General features: G+C 65.3%; 26 protein-coding genes. 13 read left to right on the forward strand and 13 right to left on the reverse strand.

All coding sequences use genetic code 11. From position 1 onward, the window contains the following. Positions 1-19: 19 nt before the first annotated feature. The 4 genes from aroE to J7643_17440 form a co-directional block, all read right to left on the reverse strand. Complete coding sequence (gene aroE, locus J7643_17425) at positions 20-877, reverse strand: shikimate dehydrogenase (GenBank protein MBO9542375.1); 858 nt, start codon at positions 875-877, stop codon at positions 20-22. Continuing rightward, the gene (locus J7643_17430; GenBank protein ID MBO9542376.1) at positions 870-1,151 is read right to left on the reverse strand and encodes a hypothetical protein; all 282 of its coding nucleotides are present in this window, start codon (positions 1,149-1,151) and stop codon (positions 870-872) included. The genes aroE and J7643_17430 overlap by 8 nt, the downstream gene beginning before the upstream one ends. 110 nt (positions 1,152-1,261) lie before the next feature. Further along, complete coding sequence (locus J7643_17435) at positions 1,262-2,755, reverse strand: hypothetical protein (protein ID MBO9542377.1); 1,494 nt, start codon at positions 2,753-2,755, stop codon at positions 1,262-1,264. 133 nt (positions 2,756-2,888) lie between these two features. Further along, complete coding sequence (locus J7643_17440) at positions 2,889-3,419, reverse strand: NYN domain-containing protein (GenBank protein MBO9542378.1); 531 nt, start codon at positions 3,417-3,419, stop codon at positions 2,889-2,891. A gap of 111 nt (positions 3,420-3,530) precedes the next feature. Between J7643_17440 and J7643_17445 the strand changes: the two genes are divergently transcribed. Continuing rightward, positions 3,531-4,007, forward strand: a complete 477-nt coding sequence (locus tag J7643_17445; GenBank protein ID MBO9542379.1) for a rhodanese-like domain-containing protein — start codon at positions 3,531-3,533, stop codon at positions 4,005-4,007. A gap of 35 nt (positions 4,008-4,042) precedes the next feature. Here the strand turns inward: J7643_17445 and purB are convergent, their stop codons facing one another. Then, positions 4,043-5,446, reverse strand: a complete 1,404-nt coding sequence (gene purB / locus J7643_17450) for an adenylosuccinate lyase (GenBank protein ID MBO9542380.1) — start codon at positions 5,444-5,446, stop codon at positions 4,043-4,045. Beyond that, positions 5,446-5,844 carry a hypothetical protein gene (locus J7643_17455; protein ID MBO9542381.1) on the reverse strand — a complete coding sequence of 133 codons (399 nt, stop codon included), beginning with the start codon at positions 5,842-5,844 and terminating at the stop codon, positions 5,446-5,448. The genes purB and J7643_17455 overlap by 1 nt, the downstream gene beginning before the upstream one ends. Positions 5,845-5,979: 135 nt before the next feature. Between J7643_17455 and J7643_17460 the strand changes: the two genes are divergently transcribed. Then, a complete protein-coding gene (locus J7643_17460) occupies positions 5,980-7,275 on the forward strand; it encodes a HAMP domain-containing histidine kinase (GenBank protein MBO9542382.1) in 1,296 nt (431 codons plus the stop codon). Here the strand turns inward: J7643_17460 and uraH are convergent. The 4 genes from uraH to dnaN all read right to left on the reverse strand — a co-directional run bounded on the left by uraH (position 7,272) and on the right by dnaN (position 10,897). Then, the gene (uraH, locus tag J7643_17465; GenBank protein MBO9542383.1) at positions 7,272-7,652 is read right to left on the reverse strand and encodes a hydroxyisourate hydrolase; all 381 of its coding nucleotides are present in this window, start codon (positions 7,650-7,652) and stop codon (positions 7,272-7,274) included. The genes J7643_17460 and uraH overlap by 4 nt on opposite strands. A 277-nt stretch (positions 7,653-7,929) precedes the next feature. Further along, positions 7,930-8,499 (reverse strand): ComF family protein, encoded by a 570-nt coding sequence (locus tag J7643_17470; GenBank protein ID MBO9542384.1) that lies wholly within the window; start codon positions 8,497-8,499, stop codon positions 7,930-7,932. A gap of 96 nt (positions 8,500-8,595) precedes the next feature. Continuing rightward, entirely contained in the window at positions 8,596-9,708 is a 1,113-nt protein-coding gene (gene recF / locus J7643_17475) for a DNA replication/repair protein RecF (GenBank protein ID MBO9542385.1), read from the reverse strand. An 85-nt stretch (positions 9,709-9,793) separates the two neighbouring features. Further along, positions 9,794-10,897 (reverse strand): DNA polymerase III subunit beta, encoded by a 1,104-nt coding sequence (gene dnaN, locus J7643_17480; GenBank protein ID MBO9542386.1) that lies wholly within the window; start codon positions 10,895-10,897, stop codon positions 9,794-9,796. 983 nt (positions 10,898-11,880) lie between these two features. On the opposite strand from dnaN, the gene rpmH reads away from it, so the two are divergent. From rpmH to J7643_17520, 8 genes are all read left to right on the forward strand, one after another. Next, positions 11,881-12,030, forward strand: a complete 150-nt coding sequence (rpmH, locus tag J7643_17485) for a 50S ribosomal protein L34 (protein ID MBO9542387.1) — start codon at positions 11,881-11,883, stop codon at positions 12,028-12,030. 21 nt (positions 12,031-12,051) lie between these two features. Then, positions 12,052-12,429 (forward strand): ribonuclease P protein component, encoded by a 378-nt coding sequence (gene rnpA / locus J7643_17490; GenBank protein ID MBO9542388.1) that lies wholly within the window; start codon positions 12,052-12,054, stop codon positions 12,427-12,429. Between the two features lie 40 nt (positions 12,430-12,469). Next, entirely contained in the window at positions 12,470-12,712 is a 243-nt protein-coding gene (gene yidD / locus J7643_17495; GenBank protein MBO9542389.1) for a membrane protein insertion efficiency factor YidD, read from the forward strand. Then, a complete protein-coding gene (yidC, locus tag J7643_17500) occupies positions 12,709-13,491 on the forward strand; it encodes a membrane protein insertase YidC (protein ID MBO9542390.1) in 783 nt (260 codons plus the stop codon). The genes yidD and yidC overlap by 4 nt, the downstream gene beginning before the upstream one ends. A gap of 25 nt (positions 13,492-13,516) precedes the next feature. Then, the gene (locus tag J7643_17505; protein ID MBO9542391.1) at positions 13,517-14,128 is read left to right on the forward strand and encodes a KH domain-containing protein; all 612 of its coding nucleotides are present in this window, start codon (positions 13,517-13,519) and stop codon (positions 14,126-14,128) included. A gap of 10 nt (positions 14,129-14,138) precedes the next feature. Then, on the forward strand, positions 14,139-15,521 hold the full coding sequence (mnmE, locus tag J7643_17510) for a tRNA uridine-5-carboxymethylaminomethyl(34) synthesis GTPase MnmE (protein MBO9542392.1): 1,383 nt from the start codon (positions 14,139-14,141) through the stop codon (positions 15,519-15,521). A gap of 275 nt (positions 15,522-15,796) precedes the next feature. Beyond that, a complete protein-coding gene (locus J7643_17515; GenBank protein MBO9542393.1) occupies positions 15,797-16,540 on the forward strand; it encodes a sigma-70 family RNA polymerase sigma factor in 744 nt (247 codons plus the stop codon). Between the two features lie 151 nt (positions 16,541-16,691). Continuing rightward, on the forward strand, positions 16,692-17,423 hold the full coding sequence (locus J7643_17520) for a C39 family peptidase (protein ID MBO9542394.1): 732 nt from the start codon (positions 16,692-16,694) through the stop codon (positions 17,421-17,423). A 9-nt stretch (positions 17,424-17,432) separates the two neighbouring features. Here J7643_17520 and J7643_17525 read toward each other — a convergent pair whose 3' ends face one another. The 3 genes from J7643_17525 to J7643_17535 are packed head-to-tail and all read right to left on the reverse strand — an operon-like array spanning position 17,433 to position 19,113. Then, positions 17,433-18,296 carry a mechanosensitive ion channel family protein gene (locus J7643_17525; GenBank protein ID MBO9542395.1) on the reverse strand — a complete coding sequence of 288 codons (864 nt, stop codon included), beginning with the start codon at positions 18,294-18,296 and terminating at the stop codon, positions 17,433-17,435. Between the two features lie 53 nt (positions 18,297-18,349). Continuing rightward, positions 18,350-18,886: a hypothetical protein gene (locus tag J7643_17530; GenBank protein MBO9542396.1), complete on the reverse strand. Its 537-nt coding sequence runs from the start codon at positions 18,884-18,886 to the stop codon at positions 18,350-18,352. A 5-nt stretch (positions 18,887-18,891) separates the two neighbouring features. Continuing rightward, the gene (locus J7643_17535; GenBank protein ID MBO9542397.1) at positions 18,892-19,113 is read right to left on the reverse strand and encodes a hypothetical protein; all 222 of its coding nucleotides are present in this window, start codon (positions 19,111-19,113) and stop codon (positions 18,892-18,894) included. A 158-nt stretch (positions 19,114-19,271) separates the two neighbouring features. Here J7643_17535 and J7643_17540 point away from each other — a divergent pair, with 158 nt between their 5' ends. From J7643_17540 to J7643_17550, 3 genes are all read left to right on the forward strand, one after another. Next, a complete protein-coding gene (locus J7643_17540) occupies positions 19,272-19,784 on the forward strand; it encodes a hypothetical protein (protein ID MBO9542398.1) in 513 nt (170 codons plus the stop codon). 183 nt (positions 19,785-19,967) lie between these two features. After that, positions 19,968-21,065 (forward strand): hypothetical protein, encoded by a 1,098-nt coding sequence (locus J7643_17545; GenBank protein MBO9542399.1) that lies wholly within the window; start codon positions 19,968-19,970, stop codon positions 21,063-21,065. A 19-nt stretch (positions 21,066-21,084) separates the two neighbouring features. Next, positions 21,085-22,593: a hypothetical protein gene (locus J7643_17550; GenBank protein ID MBO9542400.1), complete on the forward strand. Its 1,509-nt coding sequence runs from the start codon at positions 21,085-21,087 to the stop codon at positions 22,591-22,593. Positions 22,594-22,704: the final 111 nt, after the last annotated feature.

A 22,704-nucleotide genomic window follows, 5' to 3' on the forward strand; every position in this document is an offset into this window, starting at 1 on the left:
TTCACCAAAGCAGCGCTTTCTAGGCCTCCGAGGAGGCGCTATCCAGCGCCCCTTCCCAGACCGGCAGGGGAACGCGCTCGCCGGTCCAGCGCTCGAAAGCCTCCGCCGCCTGGGCCATGAGCATGACCAGGCCGTTGCGCGCCGTGAGGCCCCGGGCATGGGCCTCCGCCAGTAGACGCGTCGTCGCGGGGCGATAGATCAGATCGACCACCGCCGCGTGCGCGGGCAGGAGCGCGACCTGCTCGGCGCTCAGGGGGCTGCGATCGCCCTCGGGGTGCATGCCCACGGGGGTGGTGTTGACCAAGAGCGAAGCCTCGCGCAGAGGCTCGGCGACAGCCTCCCAGGCGCACTCGCGGTAGCGGGTCTTTGGAAAGGCCTTCCCGAAGCTCTCCACCAGCTCGCCTGCAGCTCCTGCTCGGCGGACCACAAAGCAGACCTCAGCCGCGCCCTGCGCGCCGAGGACGTCCGCGACCGCGCGGGCCGAGCCCCCCGCCCCCAGCACCAGCACCTGCCGGTCCTCGACGGGGATCCCTTCGATCAGGGCCGCGAAGCCCGCCGTGTCGGTGTTGTCGCCCACGAGGCGATCCCCCTCCCAGAAGAGGGTGTTGACCGCCCCCACCCGCGAAGCGCGCGGGGTGAGGCCGTCGAGGAAGGGAATCACCGCCTCCTTGTGGGGGATGGTGACGTTGAGCCCCCGGATCCGCCATGCCCGCATGGCCTTCACGGCATCGGCCACGTGCTCGCTCGTCGTCGGCAGGGGCAGGTAGACCCCATCGAGCCCCGCATGGGCGAGGGCCGCCCGGTGCAGGCGCGGCGAGAGGGTGTGGCCCAGAGGGTGGCCGATCAGACCCAGCAGGAAGGGATGGGGATCAGGCATGGAGGGCGATGAAGTAGAGGAACATGCCGCAGGCACAGGCCGAGATCGTCACGTAGGGCAGACGCTTCTCGGGCTTGATGAGCGGCGCGTCGAAGAGCATGCGGTAGAGGGCGGGGCCTGCGAGCAGCATCGTCGTCAAGCCGATGAGGGCCGTCTCGGCGAGGCCGAGCTCGGGCCGGACCAGACCGATCAGGGCGCGCACCACGAGCGAGACCAGCATGATCGACGCCAGGTAAGCGTTGGCGCGGGCCTTCTCGCTCAAGAACAGGTTCATAAGGTGGGCTGCTCCTTCCTTCGGACGGGGGGACACGGGCTATGTACCCGTCCCATTCGCCCGGGAAGCCAAATAAATCTAAACGTCCGGACCCTCGGCTTTAGATGCTCTTAGGGCTGGGCCTTCACCACCGCCGCCGAGTCTCGGAACACGCCGCCCACCTCGCGGACCTTGGCGATCGCGCCCGACGCCGCCTCGCCCACGTCCTTGGCCGTCTCGACCGGATGCAGCACCGCGCGCTCCAGGAGCTCGGCCGCGCCGTAGACCTTGTTCGAGACGTAGAGCATGCCCTCGCCGAGGGCGTTGCCCGCGGCCCGAGCCGTCTGGACCGGGTGCAGGACGGTGTTGACCGCGGCCGAGCCCACCTTCTTCAGGGTGGGGCCCATCGAGTGGCCGAAATCGTAGGCCGCAAGGCCCAGCTGGAGGAAGGAAGCACCGATGTAGGCCGTGCGCAGGGCGGCGGTACCGGGGATGAGCCAGGTGGCGAGCTTGAGGCCGTCGAGGCCCACGTTCAGGATCGCCCGGGCCTTGTCCCAGCCGGTCGCGTTCGCATCCGAGAAGACGTGCTTGAGCTTGACCCCGTCAGCGATCAACATCCCCACGTCCGCCACCGGCGAGAGCACGCGCATGAAGCGGGTGAACCACGAGCCCGCCTTGGCGAGGGCGCCCACGCCCTGCAAGCGGCCCATGACCCCGCCGAAGAGACGGCTGTTTGCGGCGAGCTCGCCCAGGCTCGTCAGCGAGAGGCGCACGCCCTCCACGCCCTGGATGGTGCCGGCGGTCGCGCGCGACAGGTCCGCGATCGCATCGATCTTCTGGTCCCGGGTGGCGTTGTCGTCCGCCAGGGTGTCCCGGAGGCGGTCGTAGGTGGTGCCGACGCTCTTGACCATCGTGGGGACGGCGACGACGCCGAGCACGAGGCCCGCGCTGGTACCGGCCACCTGGGCGGCCTTCAGCACGCCGGGGCTCAGCACCTCGTCGACCTTGCCCAGGAAGCGCATCATGCCCGAATCGCGCATCTCGGCGGTCATGCGCTGGTAGGTCGGGTTCGAGAGGTAGTGAGCATCCGCCGCCTTGATGGCGTTGATGGCGCCCTGCTGGTGGCGGACGTAGGTCGAGGCGCTCTGGGTGGCGCGGGCGGTGGCAGCGAGCTTGAGGGCGCTGGTCGCGTTGGGATCGGCGAGCACCCGCTGCAACTCGGCGAGATCGCGGGCGGCGGCGGCCTGCGAGCGCGAGAGGTCGGCGAAGGCGCCCGCGGTGTCGGTCACCGTCGTGATGCCGACGAAAGCCTTACCCGTAGCGGCCTGGTTGCTGCGGCCCAGGACGACGTTCATCTCCTTGCCCAGCTTGTCGACGGTCTTGAGGGTGTTGCCCAGATCCCGTGAGGCGTCCGCCAAGGAAACGGGTCGGGTGGCCGCGTTCGAGACGGCGCTGTCGAGGTTGGAGACGGCCGACGAGCTGCGCACGAAGGTATCGCGAAGCATGTTGCTCGAGTTGAGAAGCGCCTCGCCCTGCGAACCCGCCAGCCAGTTGGCGGGCTGCGCGCCGCCGCCCGCCGCGACGCGGCGGGGCTGCTGGTTGATCGAGGAGAGCGAGACGGCCATGGGATCCTCCGCAAGAAGGGCGCCATGGCCGTTATCGGTCAAATTGCCGTTAATTCGGTAAGGATCAGCCTAATGCCATCCTAAATTTAGGTGAAAACCCAGAAGGCCGCTCGCGTTGCGGCCCTCGGACACCTCAATCGCGCAGGCAGTCGCTCACGAACTCCCAGCTCAGGGGATGGAGCTCGTCGCAGGCGTCCAGCAGCTCGTCGTGGACCGAGCCGGGCTCGAAGTAGAGGCCGACGCTGACGCCGGCGTCCTTGACGTGGTTGATGGCGGGCACCAGGTCGCTGTCGCCCGCCACCAGGTACGCCTCCTGGATCTGCCCCAGGGAAGCAAGCCGCACCAGATCGACCGCGAGCATGATGTCCACGCGCTTCTGGACGAACTCGGTGCCCCGCTTGGCGAGGCGGCCCTGGCGCAGCTCCAGGCGAGGCAGGCGCGAGAGGAAGCGGATGAAGGATTGCTTGCCCTGGAACATGGCCCGCTCGCTATCGGTCGGCACCTGGGACTGGTAGGGCATGCAGTAGTAGTAGTAAGCCCTGAGCAGGGGCAGATCACCCTTGATGGCCTGGATGAAGCGCCCGTAGTCCAGCTTGGGACGCCCCAGGTTATCGAGCGCCTTGTTGAGATATCCCTCGTCGATGAAGACCGCCACGCGATCCATTACGGAACCTCCAATACGGTGAAATACCCGTCAACAGGGCAACAGAGGCCTCATGGTGAGCCTTCGTGCGGGGGATTGTCAATCGGCGCCCGCTGCGGTATACCAAGGGGCATGTCAAACCAGCTTCCCAAGCCGGTCCTTGCAATCGGCCTCGCCCTGGTCGTCCTGGCGGGCGCCTACGGCTTCACTCGCCTGCCCGAACCCGTGATCAAGACGGTGATGGGCCTCTTCTCGCCGCTCTCGCCCGAGGCGGACCCCGCGCTCGATGCGCCGCGGATCTCGGTCGAGGAGGCCCAAAAGCTCGAAGGGGCGCTGCTGGTGGACGTGCGAGGCGCGGGCCCCTACGAGCAGGAGCACATCGCCGGCGCGATCAGCGCCCCCAACCACGAGCTTGAAAAGTACCTCGACAAGCTGCCCAAGGATCGCGCGATCATCTGCTATTGCAGCTGCCCCAACGATCACCTGAGCCTGGTGGCGGCGGCCAAGCTGATCAAGCAGCACGGCTACCCCAAGGCCTACGCCCTGGCGGGTGGCCTGCCCCGGTGGAAGCAGCTGGGCTATCCGCTCATCGTGATCTCATCAAAATAACGTCCCCGCCCCAATGGGGCGGGGACTAGCGTCTGTTAGCCGCGCAGCTCCAAGAGCAGCTTCTCGCTCGCGGCGATCCCGATCTCCGCGAGCCGCTCGGCATAGCCGGTGTAGCCCTCGGGGGTCATGGCCTTGAGGCGCGCGCGGGTCGCCTCATCCATCTCGAGCCGATCGAGCAGTTCGTGCAGCACCGCCATGGTCACCGCCTCGCCACGGGTCGTCTCCTTGAGGGCCTCGTAGGGAGCCGGGTGACCCTGGGCGCGCAGGACGGTCTGGATGGCCTCGGCGAGTACCTCGGGGTGGTTCGAGAGCTCGTTCGCCACCTTCTCGGTATCCACCGCCAGGCGCTTGAGACCCTTGACGGTGCTCTGGTAGGCCAAGAGGGCGTACCCCCACGCCACGCCCATGTTCCGCAGCACCGTCGAATCGGAGAGGTCGCGCTGCAGGCGGCTCTTGGGCAGCTTCTCGGCCATGAAGACCAAGAGGGCATTGGCGAGGCCCAGGTTGCCCTCGCTGTTCTCGAAATCGATCGGGTTGACCTTGTGGGGCATGGTGCTCGAGCCGACCTCGGCGGCCACCGGCTTCTGGCGGAAGTAGCCGTCCGAGATGTAGCGCCACATGTCCTGGTCCAGGTCGAGCAGGATGTTGTGGATCCGGCGCAGCTGGTCGAAAAGCGCGGCGATCCGGTCGTGGGACTCGATCTGGGTGGTGATCAGGTTGGGCACCAGGTCCAGCTGCGAGACGAAGTGACCGGCGAAGGCGAGCCAGTCGAACTTCGGATAGGCCGCCACCAGCGCCCCGAAGGTCCCGGTGGCGCCGTTGAGCTTGCCGTACAGGCGGAAGTCCTTGAGAGCCGCGATCTCCCCTTCGAGGCGCGACAGGAAGACCGCGAGCTCCTTGCCCACGGTGGTGGGGCTCGCCGGCTGCCCGTGGGTGCGCGCGAGCATGGGGACGGACTTGGTTTTCTTCGCCAGGCCGATCAGGGCCGCGAGTACCTCGCCGAGCGCCGGGAGCATGACGTCCTGGAGGGCGTCGCGCAGCATGCAGGCATACGCCAGGTTGTTGGTGTCCTCCGAGGTCAGGCCGAAGTGGACCTTCTCGATCTCGTTCTCGAAGCCCGGGATCTCCCGGAGCCGGTCCTTGACGAAGTACTCGACCGCCTTGACGTCGTGGTTGATTTTGCGCTCGATGGCCTTGATGGCCTGGGCATCCGCCTCCGAGAAGCCGGCATAGATCCCGCGCAGGCGATCGAAGGCATCCACGGGGAAGACCCGCCCCACGTCCGTGCCGTAGATGGCACCCAGCAGCGCGATCAGGTACTCGACCTCGACCATGACCCGGTAGCGGTTGAGGGCGAACTCCGAGAAGTAATCCGAGAGGGCGCCGACCTTGGCGGCATAGCGCCCGTCAAGCGGCGAGAGAGCCTTTAGGGCATCCATCAAATTGGTTCCTTCTTTCCGCGGGCTGAGCGCGCGATCCGGCCCAGGCCATAGCCGACCAAGCCTACCATCTCTCCTAGCAGCCACAGGGCGGCCACCCCGCCGATCATCCGGCCGCGCTCCATCCCCGCCACCCAGGCGAAGTAGGTCCCCGCGATGAGGGCCACCGGCAGGGCCGAGAGGGCGATCGCCCGGAAACGTCCCGGCCGCTCGCTCAGCCCGATCACGAAGCCCCCGAGCATCCAGGGCACGCCGATCGCGCGGAAGCAGCCGTAAGCGTAGGCGACCAGCCACGCGACAAGCGGCTGGTGCGTCTTCTCGAGCGCCGCCGAGAAGTCCGAGATGCCGAAAGGGGCGCCCACGAGCAGTTGCACCAGCAAAGCGCGGGCAAAAAGCATAAGAGAAGCCATCGCCTGATAAAACTCCAATTCCAATCGATGATCGCAAGGGACAAGAGACCATGTCAAGGCGAGGACTCGCCTTGTTTCCCTGGATCGGACCCGATAGAATCAGGCGGAAAGGGAGAAGCCCGCATGGATCACCTGATATCCCCCCGCTCCGTCTCCTCGCCCGACGCCGCCCCCTCGGCTCTCGAACGCGAGGTCAAGCTGCGCCAGCGCGCCGAGATCCTGCTCAAGGTCGCCAAGGCCATGCGCTCGGATCTGGACCTGCCGACGGTCCTCCAGGACGCGGTGGACGTAACCTGGCAATTCTTGCAGCCCGACTTCGCGGGGCTCTTCCTGGTGGACGGGGCGCGGCACTTCACCCTCTCGGCGAGCGTCGAGCTCAAGCCCATCCATGCCGAGACCCGCTGGCCCATGGTCCAGGGCGAGAGCTTCCTAACGCGCACCCTCGTCCAAGGCAGCCCGGTCTCGCTGCTGCGCTTCGACCAGGAGGCCATGACCCCGCCCGAGGCCGCCTTCTTCCAGCCCGACGCCACCACTTACTGCTCGGCCATCCCGATCATGCACCAGGGCACCCCTAGCGGCGTGCTGGTGCTGCTCTGGCGCCACCCCCAGCACGAGCACCAGGAGGACGACCACGAGCTCCTGATCGGGATCGCGGAGCTCGTCGCGCTGGCCATCGAGAACCAGCGCCTCATCCAGCGCGAGGCCGCCATCTACTCCGAGAAGATCCTCGCCGAGCAGATCGCCAAGGAGCGCGAGGCCTTGATCCGGCAGATCGTCCATGATCTCCGGAACGCGACCCAGGCGATCAGCCTCGTCAACGAGGAGATCGCCCTGGCGGCCCCCGACAACCCCACCATCCTGCACGGGGTCTCGGCCATCGACCGCCAGATCACCTTCATCTCGAACTTCCTCAAGGAGAAGATCCACCGCATCAAGAGCCCCCAGGGCGAAGCCCGCGGCGGCCTGACGGCGATCGCCCCCATGCTCGATGCCCTGGGCGAACGCTTCACCCCTCGCTTTGCCGCCCGAAACCAGCGCTTCGAGTGGGTGCAGGCCGAAGAGGGGGTCCAGGTCCCCATGGCCGAAGCGCTGTTCGAGCAAACGCTCGCGAACCTCTTGGACAACGCCAACAAGTACGCCCCCGAGGGGGCGCACATCAAGCTATGGTGCGCCCTCTCGGACGGCTGGGCGACCCTCTACGTCTCGAACACCGGCCCGGGCATCCCCATCGAGCACCAGGCCCGCATCGAGGAGCCCGGCTTCCGCGGGCAGCACGACGCGGCGGGCGCAGGGATGGGGCTCGCCGAGGTGAAGCAGCTCGTCACCTCCCACAGCGGCCTCTTCGGGCTCACCAGCCGCCCGGGAGCGGGCAGCACCTTCTACGTCACCCTGCCCACCACCCAGTGGGGACGGGCCTAGCTCCCGCGATAGATCGCATACGAGAAAGGCGTCACCAGGATCGGCACGTGGTAATGCTCGTCGGTGCGATCGATCCCGAAGCGCACCGGCACCTCCTCCAAAAAGGGCACGCGCGACGCCGTGGCGGCCCCCGGCATGGCGCGGAAGTAGCGCCCGATGTCGAAGACCAGCTCATACCGACCGGGCTTCATTTCCTTCTCGGTGAGGACCTCGCGGATTCGCCCGGCCGCATCCGTCTCAAGGCGCTTGAGCAGCTTGCGTCCCCCGTCGAGGGAGTAGACCTCGACCCTCACCCCCGCTCCCGACTTGCCAACGGTCGTGTCCAGCACGTGGGTCGAGAGCCCCCCGGCCGCCAAAGCCGGCAAAGCGACCAGCATCGCCGACGCCGCCAGGCCCGACGCCGCAAACCATCCGCGCATCTCCCTCTCCTTTTCCGTGGGCGAAGCCGCCCCAAAAAGGCCAAGGGCCCCGCTTCCGGGGAAGCGGGGCCCTTGGCATGGCAATCGAGGAAAAACCCCTCTCGCCGTTCAGGACTTTCATGCTAACCCATCTTAAAGAGCGAAGTAAAGGTCATCGAACACATCCGAAAAAACTCGCGCTCGGGGTAGCCTTCGGCCAGCGACGCCAGCTCGAAGAAGGGGGCGGATAGGCGTGCTAATCGCCTCCCTGGTCGTACTGCGCGAAGCCGTAGGAGTCCAGCGAGTGCCGATCGATCTTGGTGAAGACCAGGGCCGTGACCGAGGTGACGCTGCCCTTGCGCAGGGCGCGAGAAGCAGCCTCGAGGGTGCTGCCCGAGCAGTAGATCCCGTCGATCAGGAGGATTCGCTTCTCCTTGACCGCGTCGGGGCTGATCACGTTCATGCCCCCGCGCGAGCCGTCCACCGAGCGCTCCGAGTACTCGGAGATGAGGCCGTAGCGGTTGAGGATGCCGATGGCCCGCGGGATGTTGGTCAGCTGGCTGATCCAGTCCACCAGGAGCGACGAGGGATCGTAATCGGAGAGCACCCGGCTCGAAGGCACCGGCACCAGGAGGTCGATGTCCTTGATCTCGGGGGTCGCCAGGATGAAGGCCTGCGCCCAGCGCGCCAGGCTATCGACCAGGTACCACTGCTTACGGTACTGGTAGCGATAGATCGCCTCGCCTAGAAGGGTCCGGGCACCGTCGGGCTGGTTGTAGGTATGGATGGCGTAGCCCGCGTCCCAGTCACCCTGCAATGCGATCATGGCACACCCCCTCCTCGCTCCTGCAAGCCTATCGACTCTAGATCGGAAGCAAGCGAGCCAGTAGGAAGGGATCGCCGAAAAGTTTCGTCAGGGGCGCTAAAACGCCTTTACGAAAGGCTTCACCACCCCGCGATGGACCGAGAAGATGGCGGCCTCGTCGATCCAGGCGGCGGTGAAGTCGCTGAGGTGGGTGCTGGTGACGAAGGTCTGGACGTCGGGGCCGATCGCCGCCAAGAGCGCGTTCTGGCGCCGGATGTCGAGCTCGGCGAGCACGTCGTCGAGCAGCAAGAGGGGCGGCTCGTCCAGATCCTGCCGGAACACGTCCAGCTCCGAGAGCTTGAGCGCGAGCACCACCGTACGCTGCTGGCCCTGGGAGGCGTAGGCTCGCGCGTCGTACCCGTCGATGCTCAGCGCCAGATCGTCCCGGTGCGGGCCGCTCAGGGTCTGGCCGCGGGCAATCTCCTTGGCGCGGTTTTCTCGCAGCTCCGAGAGGAAGGCCGTCTCGTAGTCGCGGCCCTGCAAGTCCACCGAGGGGACCAGCCGAATGCCCAGCTCCTCGTTGCCCTTCGCGATCTCGCGGTGCCAGTGGACCGCGCGCGGCGTCAGCTTCTCGATGAGCTCCTCGCGCTTGTGCCACAAGAGGACGGCGTAGTGGGCGAGTTGCTCGTCCCAGATGGAGAGCTGATCGGCCGAGCCGCCTTCCGCGATCTGGCGCAGGACGTTGTTGCGCTGGGTCAGGACCCGGTTGTAGTGGTGCAGGGCCTGGTAGTAGGTGGGCGCCAGCTGCATGAGGATGCCGTCCAGGTAGCGACGGCGATCGGCGGGAGCACCCTTGACCAGTTGCAGGTCGTTGGCCGCGAACAATACGACCATGACCCGGCCCAGCAGGTCCGAGACCCGACGCTGGTAAGCGCCGTCCACCCGCACGGCGCGGCGGCCGTTGGCCTTGAAGAGAATGTCGATGGCGGTGGGGCCCACCTCGCGCTCGGAAACCGAGCGGATGATCGCGGCGTCCTGGTGCCAGCGGATCAGCTCCTGATCCTTGCTGGTGAAAGGCGAGCTGCCCGTGGCCAGGATGGCGATCGCCTCGAGCAAGTTGGTCTTGCCCTGGGCGTTGTCCCCGAGAAAGATGGTCTTGTGCCGATCGAAGACCAGCTCCAGCTCGGAGTAGTTGCGGAAATTCTCTAGGCACAAGGATTTGAGGAACATGGCTCCATTATAGCGCCCGCGGCTATTGCGTTAAGAAAGCGCGGGGCCCCTGTCGGGACCCCGCGCTGCGGTTGAAATCAGCGGCTTAGCTGCGGATGGGCATCAGGATGCACGAGTAGGTCGGATCCTCGGTGCTCTGGACCAGGGCCGGGGCCAGGGGACCGTTGAGCGAGAGCTTGACGGTCTCGCCTTCGAGGACCTTGAGCGAGTCGAGCATGTAAGTCGCGTTGAAGGCGATCTTCACGTCCTCGCCGTCGAACTCGACGGGCAGGTGCTCGTCGCCCTCGCCCAGATCCGCCGCGTTGGCCTGGAGGTGCAGATCCCCCGCCTTGAAGTTGAGGTTGACGACCTTGGCCTCGCGCTCCGAGGCCATGATGCTGACGCGCTCGACCGCGCTCTGGAGCAGGTGACGGTCGATCAGGATCTCGTAGGCGAAGGAAGTGGGGATGATCTGGCCGTAGGGGGGGAACTGACCGTCGATCAGGCGCGAGGTCAGGTAGCGATCGCCCACCGAGAAGAGGATCTGGTTCTGGACGACGGCCACGTTCACCGCCTCGGCGTCGGCGCCGCTCAGAAGGCGCGCGAGCTCCGCCATGGCGCGGGCCGGCACGATGACCTTGAGCTCGCCCTGGGTCCCCACGTCCCACTTGCGCCAGGCCAGACGGTAGCCGTCGGTTGCGACCACCTCGAGCGCGCCGTTGGCGAGCTGCAGGTAGAGGCCGCTGATCACGCTCTTGTCGTCCTTGGCCGCGGCGAACGAGGTCTGACGGATGCCCTTGGCGAGCTGATCACCCGCCAGCTGGACCATGGTGGCCGCGGGGCTGATCTCGGGCAGCTTGGGGAACTCGTCGGCGGGCAGGCTGGGCAGGACGAAGCGCGAGCGGGCGCACTGCACGGTGGCGCGGACGTCGTCGCTGCCGACCGAGAAGGCCACGTCGCTGTTGGGCAGCTTGTTGATGATCTCGGAGAGCTGGCGGGCCGCCAGCGTGATGGCGCCCGAGGTCTGGACCTGAGCGGGCACGCGGGCCTCGATCCCGACTTCCAGGTCGGTCGCGGTGATCTTGAGGCTGTCGCCCTCGGTCGCGATCAGGATGTTGCTCAGAATGGGGAGGGGCCCGCGGCTCGCCACGGCACGCTGCACCGCTTGAATGCCCTTGGAAAAGTCGTCACGCGTACAAGTGAACTCCATTGCCTCTCCTGAATCTCCCGTCTTGCGATCGATCGTGCGAACCAAAATTCTACCCGATTTTTCCGTGCTTGGTAAGGGCGAATGCCCATCTCAAGGGGTTTTTCGGGCTTGCTTGATCGATCGTTTAAGGGATCCCTGAGAGATCAATAAATAGATCCCGTAATAGTAAGGGGAGTGGAACATGTGGATAACTCCCGGATCCCGGGCAGGCACAGGGATCCGAGGAGTGGACGGAGGAGCGGAGAAGTCGCTGAGTTGTCCCCAGTGGATAACTCAGCGCAAGCAGGGGCCGATCATGTTCACTCCTTGTCCACAGGCATGAAGCGGCTTATCCCATGGCTTTCAACAGGGCGCAAACCCCCGTGACAACTCCGTTTCGGAGAGATATCAACATGTTCTCCACAGGCGAGTTATCCCCATGGCCCCGAAAACGAAGCGGTAGCGGCGGATCATGCCGGATCGGCCCCATGAGTTCTCCACAGCCTCTGGGGATAAGATCGAACCTCTTCCCCTCCTCTTCCGCACTTTATCCCCAGGGTTCTACACAGGCGTCCCCAGGTTATCCACAATTCCCTCCCTCGCTTATCCACACCATGGGGACAAGTTGTCCACATAACACCCGAACGGAGCGGATAACCCCCGATCAATCTTCAAGAAAGATCACGATCGCCTCAAAGCCAGTTGTGACGCCCCTCACGCCGATTTTTCGAACAGTGGTTTCAATTTGCCCCAGACCCCAAAAACCCTTGACAGCTTGAAATTCCCCACCACATCCCCAAGTTTTCCACAAAGTTATCCACAGCCCGCCTGTTGAAAACTCCCACAGGACGGGGAGATCACGGCTCCAAACATGTTGATCGATCCTTAATCGCGTGATAAACTCGCGGAGACTGACGAGGCCTCTGGCCCCGGTCATTGAGGAGTTTGAACGCCCCGCGAGACCCGCTCGTCCAGGGGTTGTCTGCAAAAGGGGATCACAAAAGATGGCTCAACAAGCACTGACCTTCCGTCACGGTGGCAAGAAGCGCAAGCGCGCGAAGACTCACGGCTTCCTGGTGCGCATGAGCACCAAGAACGGCCGCCGCGTCATCAAGGCGCGCCGCGCCAAGGGCCGCGCTCGCCTCGCGGGCTAAATCCCGACGCCGTATCGCCTCGTGCTTCCCTCGGGTGCCCGCCTCCGTCGTGCCGGTGAATTCCGTGCCACATACGAGGGAGGACGTGCTTATCCCGACGCCCTGGCGGTGCTACACGTCCAAGCGCTTTCGGACCGGCCTGACACTTGTCAGGTCGGTTTCTCGGTAGGGAAGAAAGTCGGCAACGCCGTCGTGCGCAACCGGGTCAAGCGCCGCTTGCGGGCGATCATCGCCACCCTCCTGCCCGAGATCGTACCGGGCCACCGTCTCATCCTCAGGGCTCGCAGCCGCGCGGCTGAGGCCGACTTCGAGACCCTCGAGAAGGCAGTCAAGCGCCTGCTCGATCGGGCTTCGCTGCGTCCTCGCTCGGTTGTGGACACGCCGGAGGCGACCCCCTAGACTTTCTGAGGGTTGTGAGACGATGGAGGCGGCAAAGGCGATGAGAGCCCTGTTGATTGGCACAATGACTGCGCTGATCCGGGTGTACCAGCTCTTCTCGCGGATGACGCCCCGGCGTTGCCGGTACCACCCCACCTGTTCGCAGTACGCGCTGGAGGCCATCACCGGGCACGGCCCGCTCAAAGGTCTCTTGCTCGCAACCTGGCGCCTCTTGCGGTGCCACCCCTGGACCCCAGGGGGTTACGACCCGGTGCCTCCGGCACCGCTTAGGAGACCTGAGTGAACCCGATCGACTTTCTAAGCCACCAGATGATGATCCCCATCCTCAACGCCTTCTACGCGTTCACGCACTCGTACGGCCTGGCGATCATCCTTCTGACGGTGACCATCAAGGCGGCGCTCTTCCCCTTGACCGCCAAGCAGTTCAAGGCCAGCCGCCAGATGCAGGCCCTCCAGCCCAAGCTGGTGGAGCTCCAGGCCAAGTACAAGGACAAGCCCGAAGAGCTCCAGGCCAAGATGATGGAGTTCTACAAGGACCACAACGCGAACCCCTTCAGCAGCTGCCTGCCCATGCTGATCCAGCTGCCCTTCCTGTTCGCGCTCTACTCCTCGCTCGGCAACAAGGAGTTCCAGGCCCAGATCGCCCACAAGAGCTTCCTGTTCATCCAGAACCTCGCGGCGGTGGGCGTCCTGCCCGGCAAGGATCACGCCGGGGTGCCCCACGGTCTGCTCTGGGACAACCTGCTCCTGGTGCTCTTCTTCGGCCTCTCGACCTACGTGATGCAGAAGACCATGACCACCAACCCCGACGACCCCATGCAGAAGCAGATGCTCACCATGATGCCCATCATGATGACCGTCATGTTCCTCTTCTTCCCCCTGCCGTCGGGCATCCTCCTCTACATCGCCGTCTCCAACATCATCACCTTGGGCCAGAACCTCGTCCTGATGCGGGCGAATCCCCTCCCCGCGGGCGCTCCTTCGGTCCCGGCTTCCAAGGCCGTGATCGACACCACCCCGACGGTCATCAAGGACGATTCTTCCAAGTCCGATAAGAAGTAAGCAGCAGGAAAGAGAGGCTCCACCGGTGGAACAGATCGAGCACGTCGGAAAGACTTATCAGCAGGCCCTCGATGAGGCCCTCGACATCCTTCAGCGCGAACCCGAGGAGGTCGAGATCGAGGTCCTCGAAGAGGGCCCGAAGGGGACCAAGCTGCGCCTGGTGGTGCGGCCCGAGTTCGACGAGGCGCAGGACTGGCTGCTCGACATCCTCGATGAGATGGAGCTCGACTGCTCGGTGGGGCTGATCTTCGACGAGGAGTCGATCACCTTCCACATCGAGACCGAGGACGACGCGGGGATGCTGATCGGCCGCAAGGGCCAGACCCTGGATGCCCTCCAGTACCTTCTCAACGTTGCCTACGGCCCCAAGATCGGCAAGCGCCTGATCGTGGACGTCCACGACTACCGCAAGCGCCACCACGAGAAGCTGGTGGAGCAGGCCCTCGACGCGGTCGATCGGGTCCGCGAGACGGGCCGCTCGCTGCGCCTGCCGCCCATGGGCGCCGCCGACCGCAAGGTCGTCCACAACGAGATCCTGGCCTTCCCCGACATGGAGACGGGCAGCCAGGGCGAGGAGCCCAACCGCTACGTGGTGGTCCACCTCAAGCGCGCGGGGGCCCCGCGACGCGCCTTCTAGGACCTCGATGATCCTCTTCGACACCATCGCCGCCATCGCGACCCCGCCGGGCACCGGCGGGGTCGGCATCGTTCGGCTCAGCGGGCCCGAGAGCCTTTCGATCGCCCAGGCCCTCTTCCGCACTACGACGGACCGCCCGCTCGATCCTCCCCTGGAGGCACGCGAGGGCAAGTCCCTCCACGTGGGCCGGGTCGTGTCTCCCCAGACGGGCGAGACCCTCGACGAGATCGTCATGCTCGTCTTCCGGGCGCCGCGCTCCTACACCACCGAGGACGTGGTCGAGCTCCAGTGCCATGCGGGACCGGCCGTCATGCAGCGGATCCTGGCCGCGGTTCTCTCCCGGGGCGTGCGCCTCGCGGCGCCGGGCGAGTTCACCAAGAGGGCCTTCCTCGGCGGGCGGATCGATTTGACCCAGGCCGAGGCCATCGCGGACGTGTCGAGCGCGCGCACCGAGCGCGCCCTGGCAACAGCCCTCGGCCAGCTCGAAGGACGCCTCGCCCAGGCCACCCGCTCCCTGAGGGATCCCATCAAGCTCCTGCTGGCCGAGCTGGAGGCCTCCATCGACTTCCCCGACGAGATCGATCCGCCGCCAGACGCCCGGATGCGCGAGACCCTCGGGGCCCTCATCGCCCAGGCCGAGCACCTGCTTGCGACCGCCGACGGCGGACGCCTCTTGCGCGAGGGGGCGTCGCTCGCCATCGTGGGGCGCCCCAACGTGGGCAAGTCGAGCCTGCTGAACGCGCTCCTGCAAGCCGAGCGGGCTATCGTGACCGACATCGCGGGCACCACCCGCGACGTGCTGGAGGCGGGGCTCGCCATCAAGGGGGTCCCCTTCCGCGTCCTGGACACGGCGGGGATCCGGGACGAGGGGGCCGACGTGGTGGAGCGCCTCGGCATCGAACGCTCGAAGGAGGCCCTCGCGGAGGCCGACGTGCGGCTGGTGGTGCTGGATGCGGGCGCGGGGCTCACCCCCCACGACGAAGAGATCCTGGAGGCTTCCCGCTCGGCGGGGCCGACCGTGGTGACCTTGAACAAGATCGATCGTTACCCGGAGGTGGAGATCGCGCTTCCCGAGGGCGTTTTGGCCCTGCGGATCTCGGCGGCGACGGGGTCGGGGCTGGCGGATCTGGAACAGGCGATATATGATTTGACCTTGGGAGCGGCGTTATCGCCGATTGCCTCGGTCGCAATCAACGCGCGGCACCAGTCCGCGCTCGCGCGCGCCCGAGAGAGCCTGGAGAGGGCCCTCGAGAGCGTTTCGCGCCAGATGCCGGCCGACTTCGTCGCGATCGATCTGAGGGCTGCAATGGAAGCCCTGGGTGAGATCACCGGCGAGGACCTCAAAGAGGAGGTAATCGATCACATCTTCGCACGCTTTTGCGTGGGAAAATAAATAGCAAGCAGGGGTTATCCCTCGCTTACTTAATTGTGACGATAACGATAGGGTTTTACCCCGTTCATGGCGGAAGTTGCTGATAATTTCGGGTCTTTTACAAAACGTAAAAAGGCTCGCGGCATAAACTCGAAATCATTCTGTTATACTTTTTGAGGAATTCAGTCAAAAAACTCAAGGCTGATGCACCTTGTACCCAACTCAGCAACGTCGGCCCGATCTAGCAAGCGATCCGTCATCCGCTATCGGCATCCTTGAGCGACCGGAGGTTATGCGTGGAAAGTACTCGTAAGTGGTCGTTGACCCCGCAGGAACGTGAAAAGCTCGTCCACGAGTTTATCCCCCTGGTGAAGAAGATTGCGCGCGGTCTCGCCCGCCGCAGCACGGATCCCGTCGAGGATCTGATCCAGGTCGGTTCCATCGGCCTCCTGGAGGCCATCGATCGCTACGAGCTGGGTCACAACACCGAGTTCAAGACCTACGCCGTCCACTACATCACCGGCCACATCCGCCACTACCTGCGCGATCGTCAGAACCTCCTGCGCGGCCCCCGCGCCCTCCAGGAGCTCTCGTACCGCCTGAGCGTCGTGACCGCGAACCTCTCGCACGAGCTCGGCCGCGAGCCGACCAACCAGGAGCTCGCCGACCAGCTCGAGATCACCGTCCACCAGATCGACGAGGTCAAGCAGTACGACAACCGCGTCTCGGTCTACTGGCTCGATCAGGAAGGCCGCAGCGACGACGACGACACCCGTACCCTGCTGGACACCCTGATGGATCCGCGCTCGCAGCGCGACGGTCAGGGGGATCTGGACGAGCGCCTGCTTCTCAAGGAGGCCATGGGCCGCCTTTCCAAGCAGCAGCAGGAGCTGCTCGAGATGCGCTACTTCCAGGACATGACCCAGGCCGAGGTCGCCCGCCGGCTCGGCGTCTCCCAGATGGAGATCTGCCGCCGCCTCAAGCGCGCCGTCAAGCAGCTGCAGAACATCCTCTGCCCCCCGACCGCCGCGCAGGCCTAGCTGGTAACCAAAACGCCGAAGGCCCCCTCCGACGAGGGGGGCCTTTCCCATGGGCTGGACTTCTTGGGTGAACGTTAGCGCAAGCTTAATGGTTGAATAACCGACTTCAGGCGGTGATCGGGCGATAACTCCGGTAGTAGGAGGAACGCCCATGTCAGTTGCGAGGCTTGGATCTTACAACCAGATTCTCCAGTCGCTGCGCCAACTGCTGGCGGGTGCTCCGAGTCAGCAGCCTTCGAGCGCGCCGGCGGCTCCCAAGCCTCCTGTTTCGACCCTCGGGCGCGACGTCTTCATCTCCTCGCTCTCCGTGCCGGCCGCGCCCAAGGCGCCCCTCTCGGCCGATCCCAACACCTTCTTCTTCAGCCAGGTCCTCGATTCGCGCTGGAACCCCAACGCCACCGACGGCAACACCAACTGCGGTCCCGCGAGCCTCGCCATGGCCCTCAAGGCCCTGGGCCTCAAGCCGCCCGGCCTGATCGACGCCAAGAACCCCGAGGCCTGGATCGACCGGACCCGCATGGCGATGGAAGGGGACATGGACGACTTCAAGTTGACGTCGGACGACGACGTGCTGCGCGGGGCCGTCGCGAGCGGCGCCAAGGCCGAGAAGGTCTACGGCCTGGCAGGAGTCGAGGCAGCGATCGCCCAGGGCAAGCCCGTGGTGCTCGCCGGCAACCCGATCGCCTACGAAGGACGCTTCACCGATAGCCAGTACGCCAAGTTCGACGGCGGTCACTTCATCCTGGTGACGGGCATCCAGGGGGACAAGGTCAGCATCAACGATCCCCAGTCCCGCGTCGGCAGCCTCACCATCTCGCGCGCCGAGCTCGCCCAGTACATGGGTTTCCAGGGCTGGAACGTGGGGGTTGCGGTCTCGAAGTAGGGGCTCGCTTTAGAGCCCGCTGCGGCTCTTGATGGCTTCGCGGTCGAAGGCGTACTTGGTCCGGCGTCGCCACTCGCTTGCGATCGACCATTGCTGGAGGGGGGCGGTCTTCATCAGGACTCGCAAGCGGATGCTGTTCTCTTCGAACGCCTGAATTCCCGCGATCTCCGGGAGCGCGAGCACGTCGTTCGGGCGTTCTTCCCAGAGCTTGCGCCCTTCCTCCATCATCAAGCTCAGCGCATGATCCACGTCGGCGTCGTAGGCGACCCCGAGTTCGAGGACGGCACGGGCCCACTCCTTGGAGCGGTTCGAGACGATCTTGATGCTGCCGTTGGGGATGGTGATGAGCTCGCCGGCGGTGTTGCGCAGCTGGGTGATGCGCAGGTTCATGCGCTCGACCAGGCCGCTCTTGCCGTCGATGTCCACCACGTCGCCCACCCCGTACTGGTCCTCGAACAGGATGAAGAAGCCCGAGATCACGTCCTTGACGAGGCTCTGGGCGCCGAAACCGACCGCGAGGCCGACGACCCCGGCGCTCGCCAGGATCGGTGTGATGTTGATGCCGACGGCCGCGAGCACCGAGAGGGTGGTCGCGAAGAGGACCACGGCCCTGAGGGTGCTGCGCAGGATGGTGGTCAGCGTCAGGCTGCGCTGGGCGCGGCGCGGGCTCTGATCGGCGCGCGAGGAATCCTGGAGGGCGCCCTGAATTCGGTCGATCAGGGCGGTGCCGAGGCGTAGCGCCACGAAGGCGAGCCCGATGGTGACGAGGATGCCGATGCCGCGCGTGGTGGCCCAGGTGAGGGCGGCCTCGTCGAGGCGATCGATGGCTCGGGGCAGGGTAGCGAGGGTGGAGGGTGAGATCGTTCCTAGCATGACCTCTTTGTACCCGGAGTCCACTCGTTGGACGCGCCGGGTTCGCAGGAGGGCTAGAACGAGAGCGAGAGGCGGCCGCCGATCTCGGTCAGGGTGCTCGCGTAGGGCGTGCCGGGAGGCTGGTTGAGGCCGTAGACGGGGCCTTGGGCCACGTGGAGGTCCAATTGGGCCAGCCCCAGGTCGAGGGCGACGCCCGCCTGCGGCATGTAGCCGTAGGGATTGCCCGTGACGTAGCTCGGCTGCTGGAAGGGGAAGGCGTAGTGGCCGACGATCCCCGCGTAGGGGGTGAGGGGGCCCAGGGGCAGCTCGAAGTTCGCGCTCGCTTGCCCGACGCCGTAAGTGTAGGTCTCGCCCCGGCCGTCCTTGAGGTAGGCGCCGCCCGCCTCGAAGTTCAGCCTCAAGAAGCGCGTGGGGCCTCCGAACCAGATGAGCGGTACGAAGGCGCCGCGCGCTTCGAGGGTGTCGTTTCCCGCCTTGAGGGCGAGCGTGCGGTAGCCGATGGGCAGGGTGTACTGCAGCTCGGCCTGGGCGGGCGCGGCAAGCGCGCTCACCAGGGCGATCGCTGCGGCTACCGCGGCGGGACGCGACATGGCTATTAGAACCGCTCGAGGTGGTAGACGACGACGGTGGGCTCGTTGGGCGTCTCGGTGACGTCCTTCTTGATGATGCGGTACTTGCCGGCGGGCTTGGTCGTCATGTCCAGGTCTTCCAGGTTGACGAGGTTGCCGACCTTGCCGTCGAAGTCGAGCTCGAGCTCGTACTTGCCCTCATCCCCCTTGAACATGATGATGGCGCGGGTGTCCTTGAGCTGAGGCATGAAGTCCGTCCTGTATGAGTGGTAGGGCGCTAACGGCCTCTATCATAGCAAAGGGGCGCGATCCCGGCGAGATCGGGTGACTGGACTCACGGATCGGCTTGCTTCACCGGGCTAAGGTGGCCTCGACGCCCTTCTTCATGCACCTGCGAGGATCCTTCATGTCTCGTCATCTGCTTTCGATGGTTCTCGTCGTCACCGCCCTCGCGGTCTCGCCGGCCGTGGCCGTCGCCGCCGAGCAACCGACCCTCTCGAACCCCAACGGCCTGGGCCTGAGCGTCTCGACCCTGGCGGGCTCGGGCATCACTTACCGGCGCTGGTTGGACAACGGCGTGGGCTTCCAGGTGGCGGGGGTCCCCTTCATGGGCCTGAAGGACGACGGATCTCTCGGTGGCTTCTACAACATCGGGGCCCAGGTCATGTACGCGCCGCTTCGCTTTGACAGCGTGGCCTTCTACGGCTTGCTGGGGGCCGGGGTGGGCAACAACCTCTACGCCGGGCGCAGCGACGCAGGGATCGCGCCGGGCGTCGGCATGGACTGGTCCCTTTCGCCGAACTTTGCCCTGGTCGCAGCCCTCGGCTATACGGTCTCCATGACCCAGACCCTGAGCCCGCGCCGGACGACCTACGGCCTCTCGCCCGGCTTCACGGTCGGCGGCCTGGTCTGCTTCTAATCGGACGGGCCTTCTCGAACATCGGCTGAAGAATCACGTTTCGCGCATCAGACCGCCTCGCCCTGCCGAGGCGGTCTGGCTTTTGTGAGGATGTCGTGTGTTTCTTGGTGGGTTTGTTTTTATTGTATAGTTATAAGACACTAAAAAAATCATACTTCGTTTCATTGCACGCTTGGAGGCCCCATGAAAGCCGTCTTTACTCGATCCTCCTTGCTCTTGGCGTTGGCCATGGTTGGCTGTGTCACCCCCACCCCTCTCTGGGATACACCGGCCGGCCATGTCGCCGAGCAGGAAACCGGGGCTCTCAAGGTCGAGCTCGGGGCGTTTCGCCCCAAGATCACGGTCAGCTCCTTCCAGGCCCAGGCGCTTCCCGTCGCGACGATCACCCAGGCGCGTCTTACGGTGCGCGGGCATGGGATCGCGACGCCCCTGGTCATGACCGTGCCGGTGAGCAACGGCATCGCGAGCGCCGAGATCCAGAACATTCCCGTTGGCCCCAACCGTCTCATCACGGCCGAAGGGCTCGATACGAACGGTAGTGTGGTGCCCGGGGCGCTGATCCGGGCGATCGCCACCGTGCAGCGAGGGGCGGGCATCGTTTCGCTCACCTGGCATTCGACCCCGGCCGGGAGCGTCGTGGAGCGCCTCCTGGAAAGCGATCTCGCAGCGGGCACGACGCTCGCAAGCTCGGTTTCCGCCAACGACTTGCAAGCGCTGGTCTTGCAGTTGTTGAGTTTGCAGCCGCCCCAGGTGGCGGGTGAGTGGCATCCGAGCTTGATCAAGGCGGAGGCGATCGCCGCCCGGATCCGCGCGAGCAACGGGGCCATCCCTGCCGCCGAGCAGGCATTCATCGCGCAACCGGCCACCCTGCACCTCCAGATCAAGGGCCTCGCCGTGGGCCGCACCCTCAAGGCGCGGGTCAACGACCCGGCCTCGCGGATCCTGGTCGATCTCGGAAACGGCTCCTACCAGTTGCCGTCCATCACGCCGGGGACCTGGACGATGGTCTTCGAGTCCCCCGACTTCGGGGTGGAGAGCGCCGAGGCGATCTTCGGCGAGGGGGCCTCGCGCAGCGTGGTCGTGGACTACTCGGGTAGCGAGCTGGCGACGGTGGACTTCGGTCCGGAGGCGACCGCCTCGGGTGGCGTTTCTTGGCCCACCCCCGCTCCTTCGCCTTGGCCTACCTCCACGCCCAGCCCCACACCTGCACCAACTTCGACCCCCGCCCCCACGCCTCTTGGCGACGCCTTCTACAACCTCCTCATCCGGTTTGATCAGTAGTCTTTAAGGAGCACGAGAAATGACCATGATGCGATACAAGTCCTGGGCGGGGATTGCCCTGAGCATGGCCCTGCTGACCGGATGCGTGGCGGCTCCGGCGCTGATCAAGACCCAGATGCCCACGGTCGTGGGCGAGACCTACGCCTACAACCCGAACCAGCCGGAATACCAGGAGATCATCCCGGTCGGCAAGGACGTGAGCATTCCCCAGGGCAAGGCGGCCATGACCCTGTTCGTCGTGATCCCGCAGAAGCAGCCCCCCAAGGACGAGCGCAACTCGCAGTACATCGAGTTCAGCAACATCCGCCGGGTGGACGTGACCATCACGGGTGAGAACATCGTCCATCCGGTGACGACCTCGATCAACGTCTCGAGTGGCGTCTCGGCGGCGGGCACCGTGGTGCTCCCGGCGGGCCGCAACCAGATCATCACGGCGGTGGGCAGGGATGGCAACGGCAATGTCATCTCGACGGTCAAGGGCGTGGCGACGAGCATAGCCGGTCAGGTCGTGAACGCTGAGGCCAAGTTTGGTACCACTCCGTTGGCTGAGGTGATGGGGGCCCTGAGTCCCTCGGTAGCACCCACCGTCAACATGGCGGCCATCAGCGGGGTGATCAACCCCATCCTGAACCCCACCACCAACAACGGGGTGGTGACCTACGCGACCCACCCGACCTTCGTGAACCCGACGCCCATCGTGAACGCGATCAACGCCCTCATCACGAACGGGGTCCAGCCGGGCGCCATCACGACGGGCACCATCCTGGACCAACTCGGTGGTGCGCAGCCCATCTACACGCCGAGCATGGTGACGGTGCGCTTGCTGGATCCGCAGGGGCAGGTCTACCCCCTGCCCAGCACGAATGCCATTAATGCGAATGCGGAAGATCGGGACGGGGATGGGCTCGCGGACGGCTCGAATTTTTCGTCGGGCCGTTACTATGGCTACATCGGTAGCATCACGCTCTCAGATCCCCTCTCTTCGGAGAATCGATATTTTGACAGCGGCCAGTCCCAGACCAGCATCGGCAACATCGCTCCAGGAACCTATCAGTTGACCTATTATAGTGACAGGGTGTCGTCGAAGCCGTGGATCGTCCTGCCTTACCAGAAAACGGCCACCGTGAGCGTGGCGGCGGGCAGTAACCAGACGGTCGATATCCGCCTGGTGGACGTCTCGAAGCCGGTCTCGGTCGAGGCGACAGGGAGCTTCAGCAGCCGAGCTGATTATGGGGCCTATGAGTGGCATCGCTTCTCGACAGCGCCAAACCTGGTCTACCGCATCAGCTACGACGCCACACAGTCGGGATGGTATGGCAGCCCGAAGACCATGATGATCTTCGATCAGAGCGGGGCTCAGCTGTTCCAGAGCCCCGGTGACGCGACGGGCTCCTATACCTTCGCCTCGGCTGCGAGCAACAGCCTCTACGTCTACACTTTCTTCGGTGACACCCGGGTGGATGTGACGACCGAAACCCTGGGGGCCAGCCAGTCCCTTTACAACACGACTATCCAATACGGTCAGTAATCACTTTAAGCAAGGCAAGGGCGGATCCTCAAACGGGGATCCGCCCTTGCCTTGCTCCTTATCACCCCATGAAAAACGAGCGGGCGGTCCGATTCGGACCGCCCGCTCGTT

The organism is bacterium (assembly GCA_017744355.1).
Lineage (GTDB): Bacteria > Cyanobacteriota > Sericytochromatia > S15B-MN24 > UBA4093 > JAGIBK01.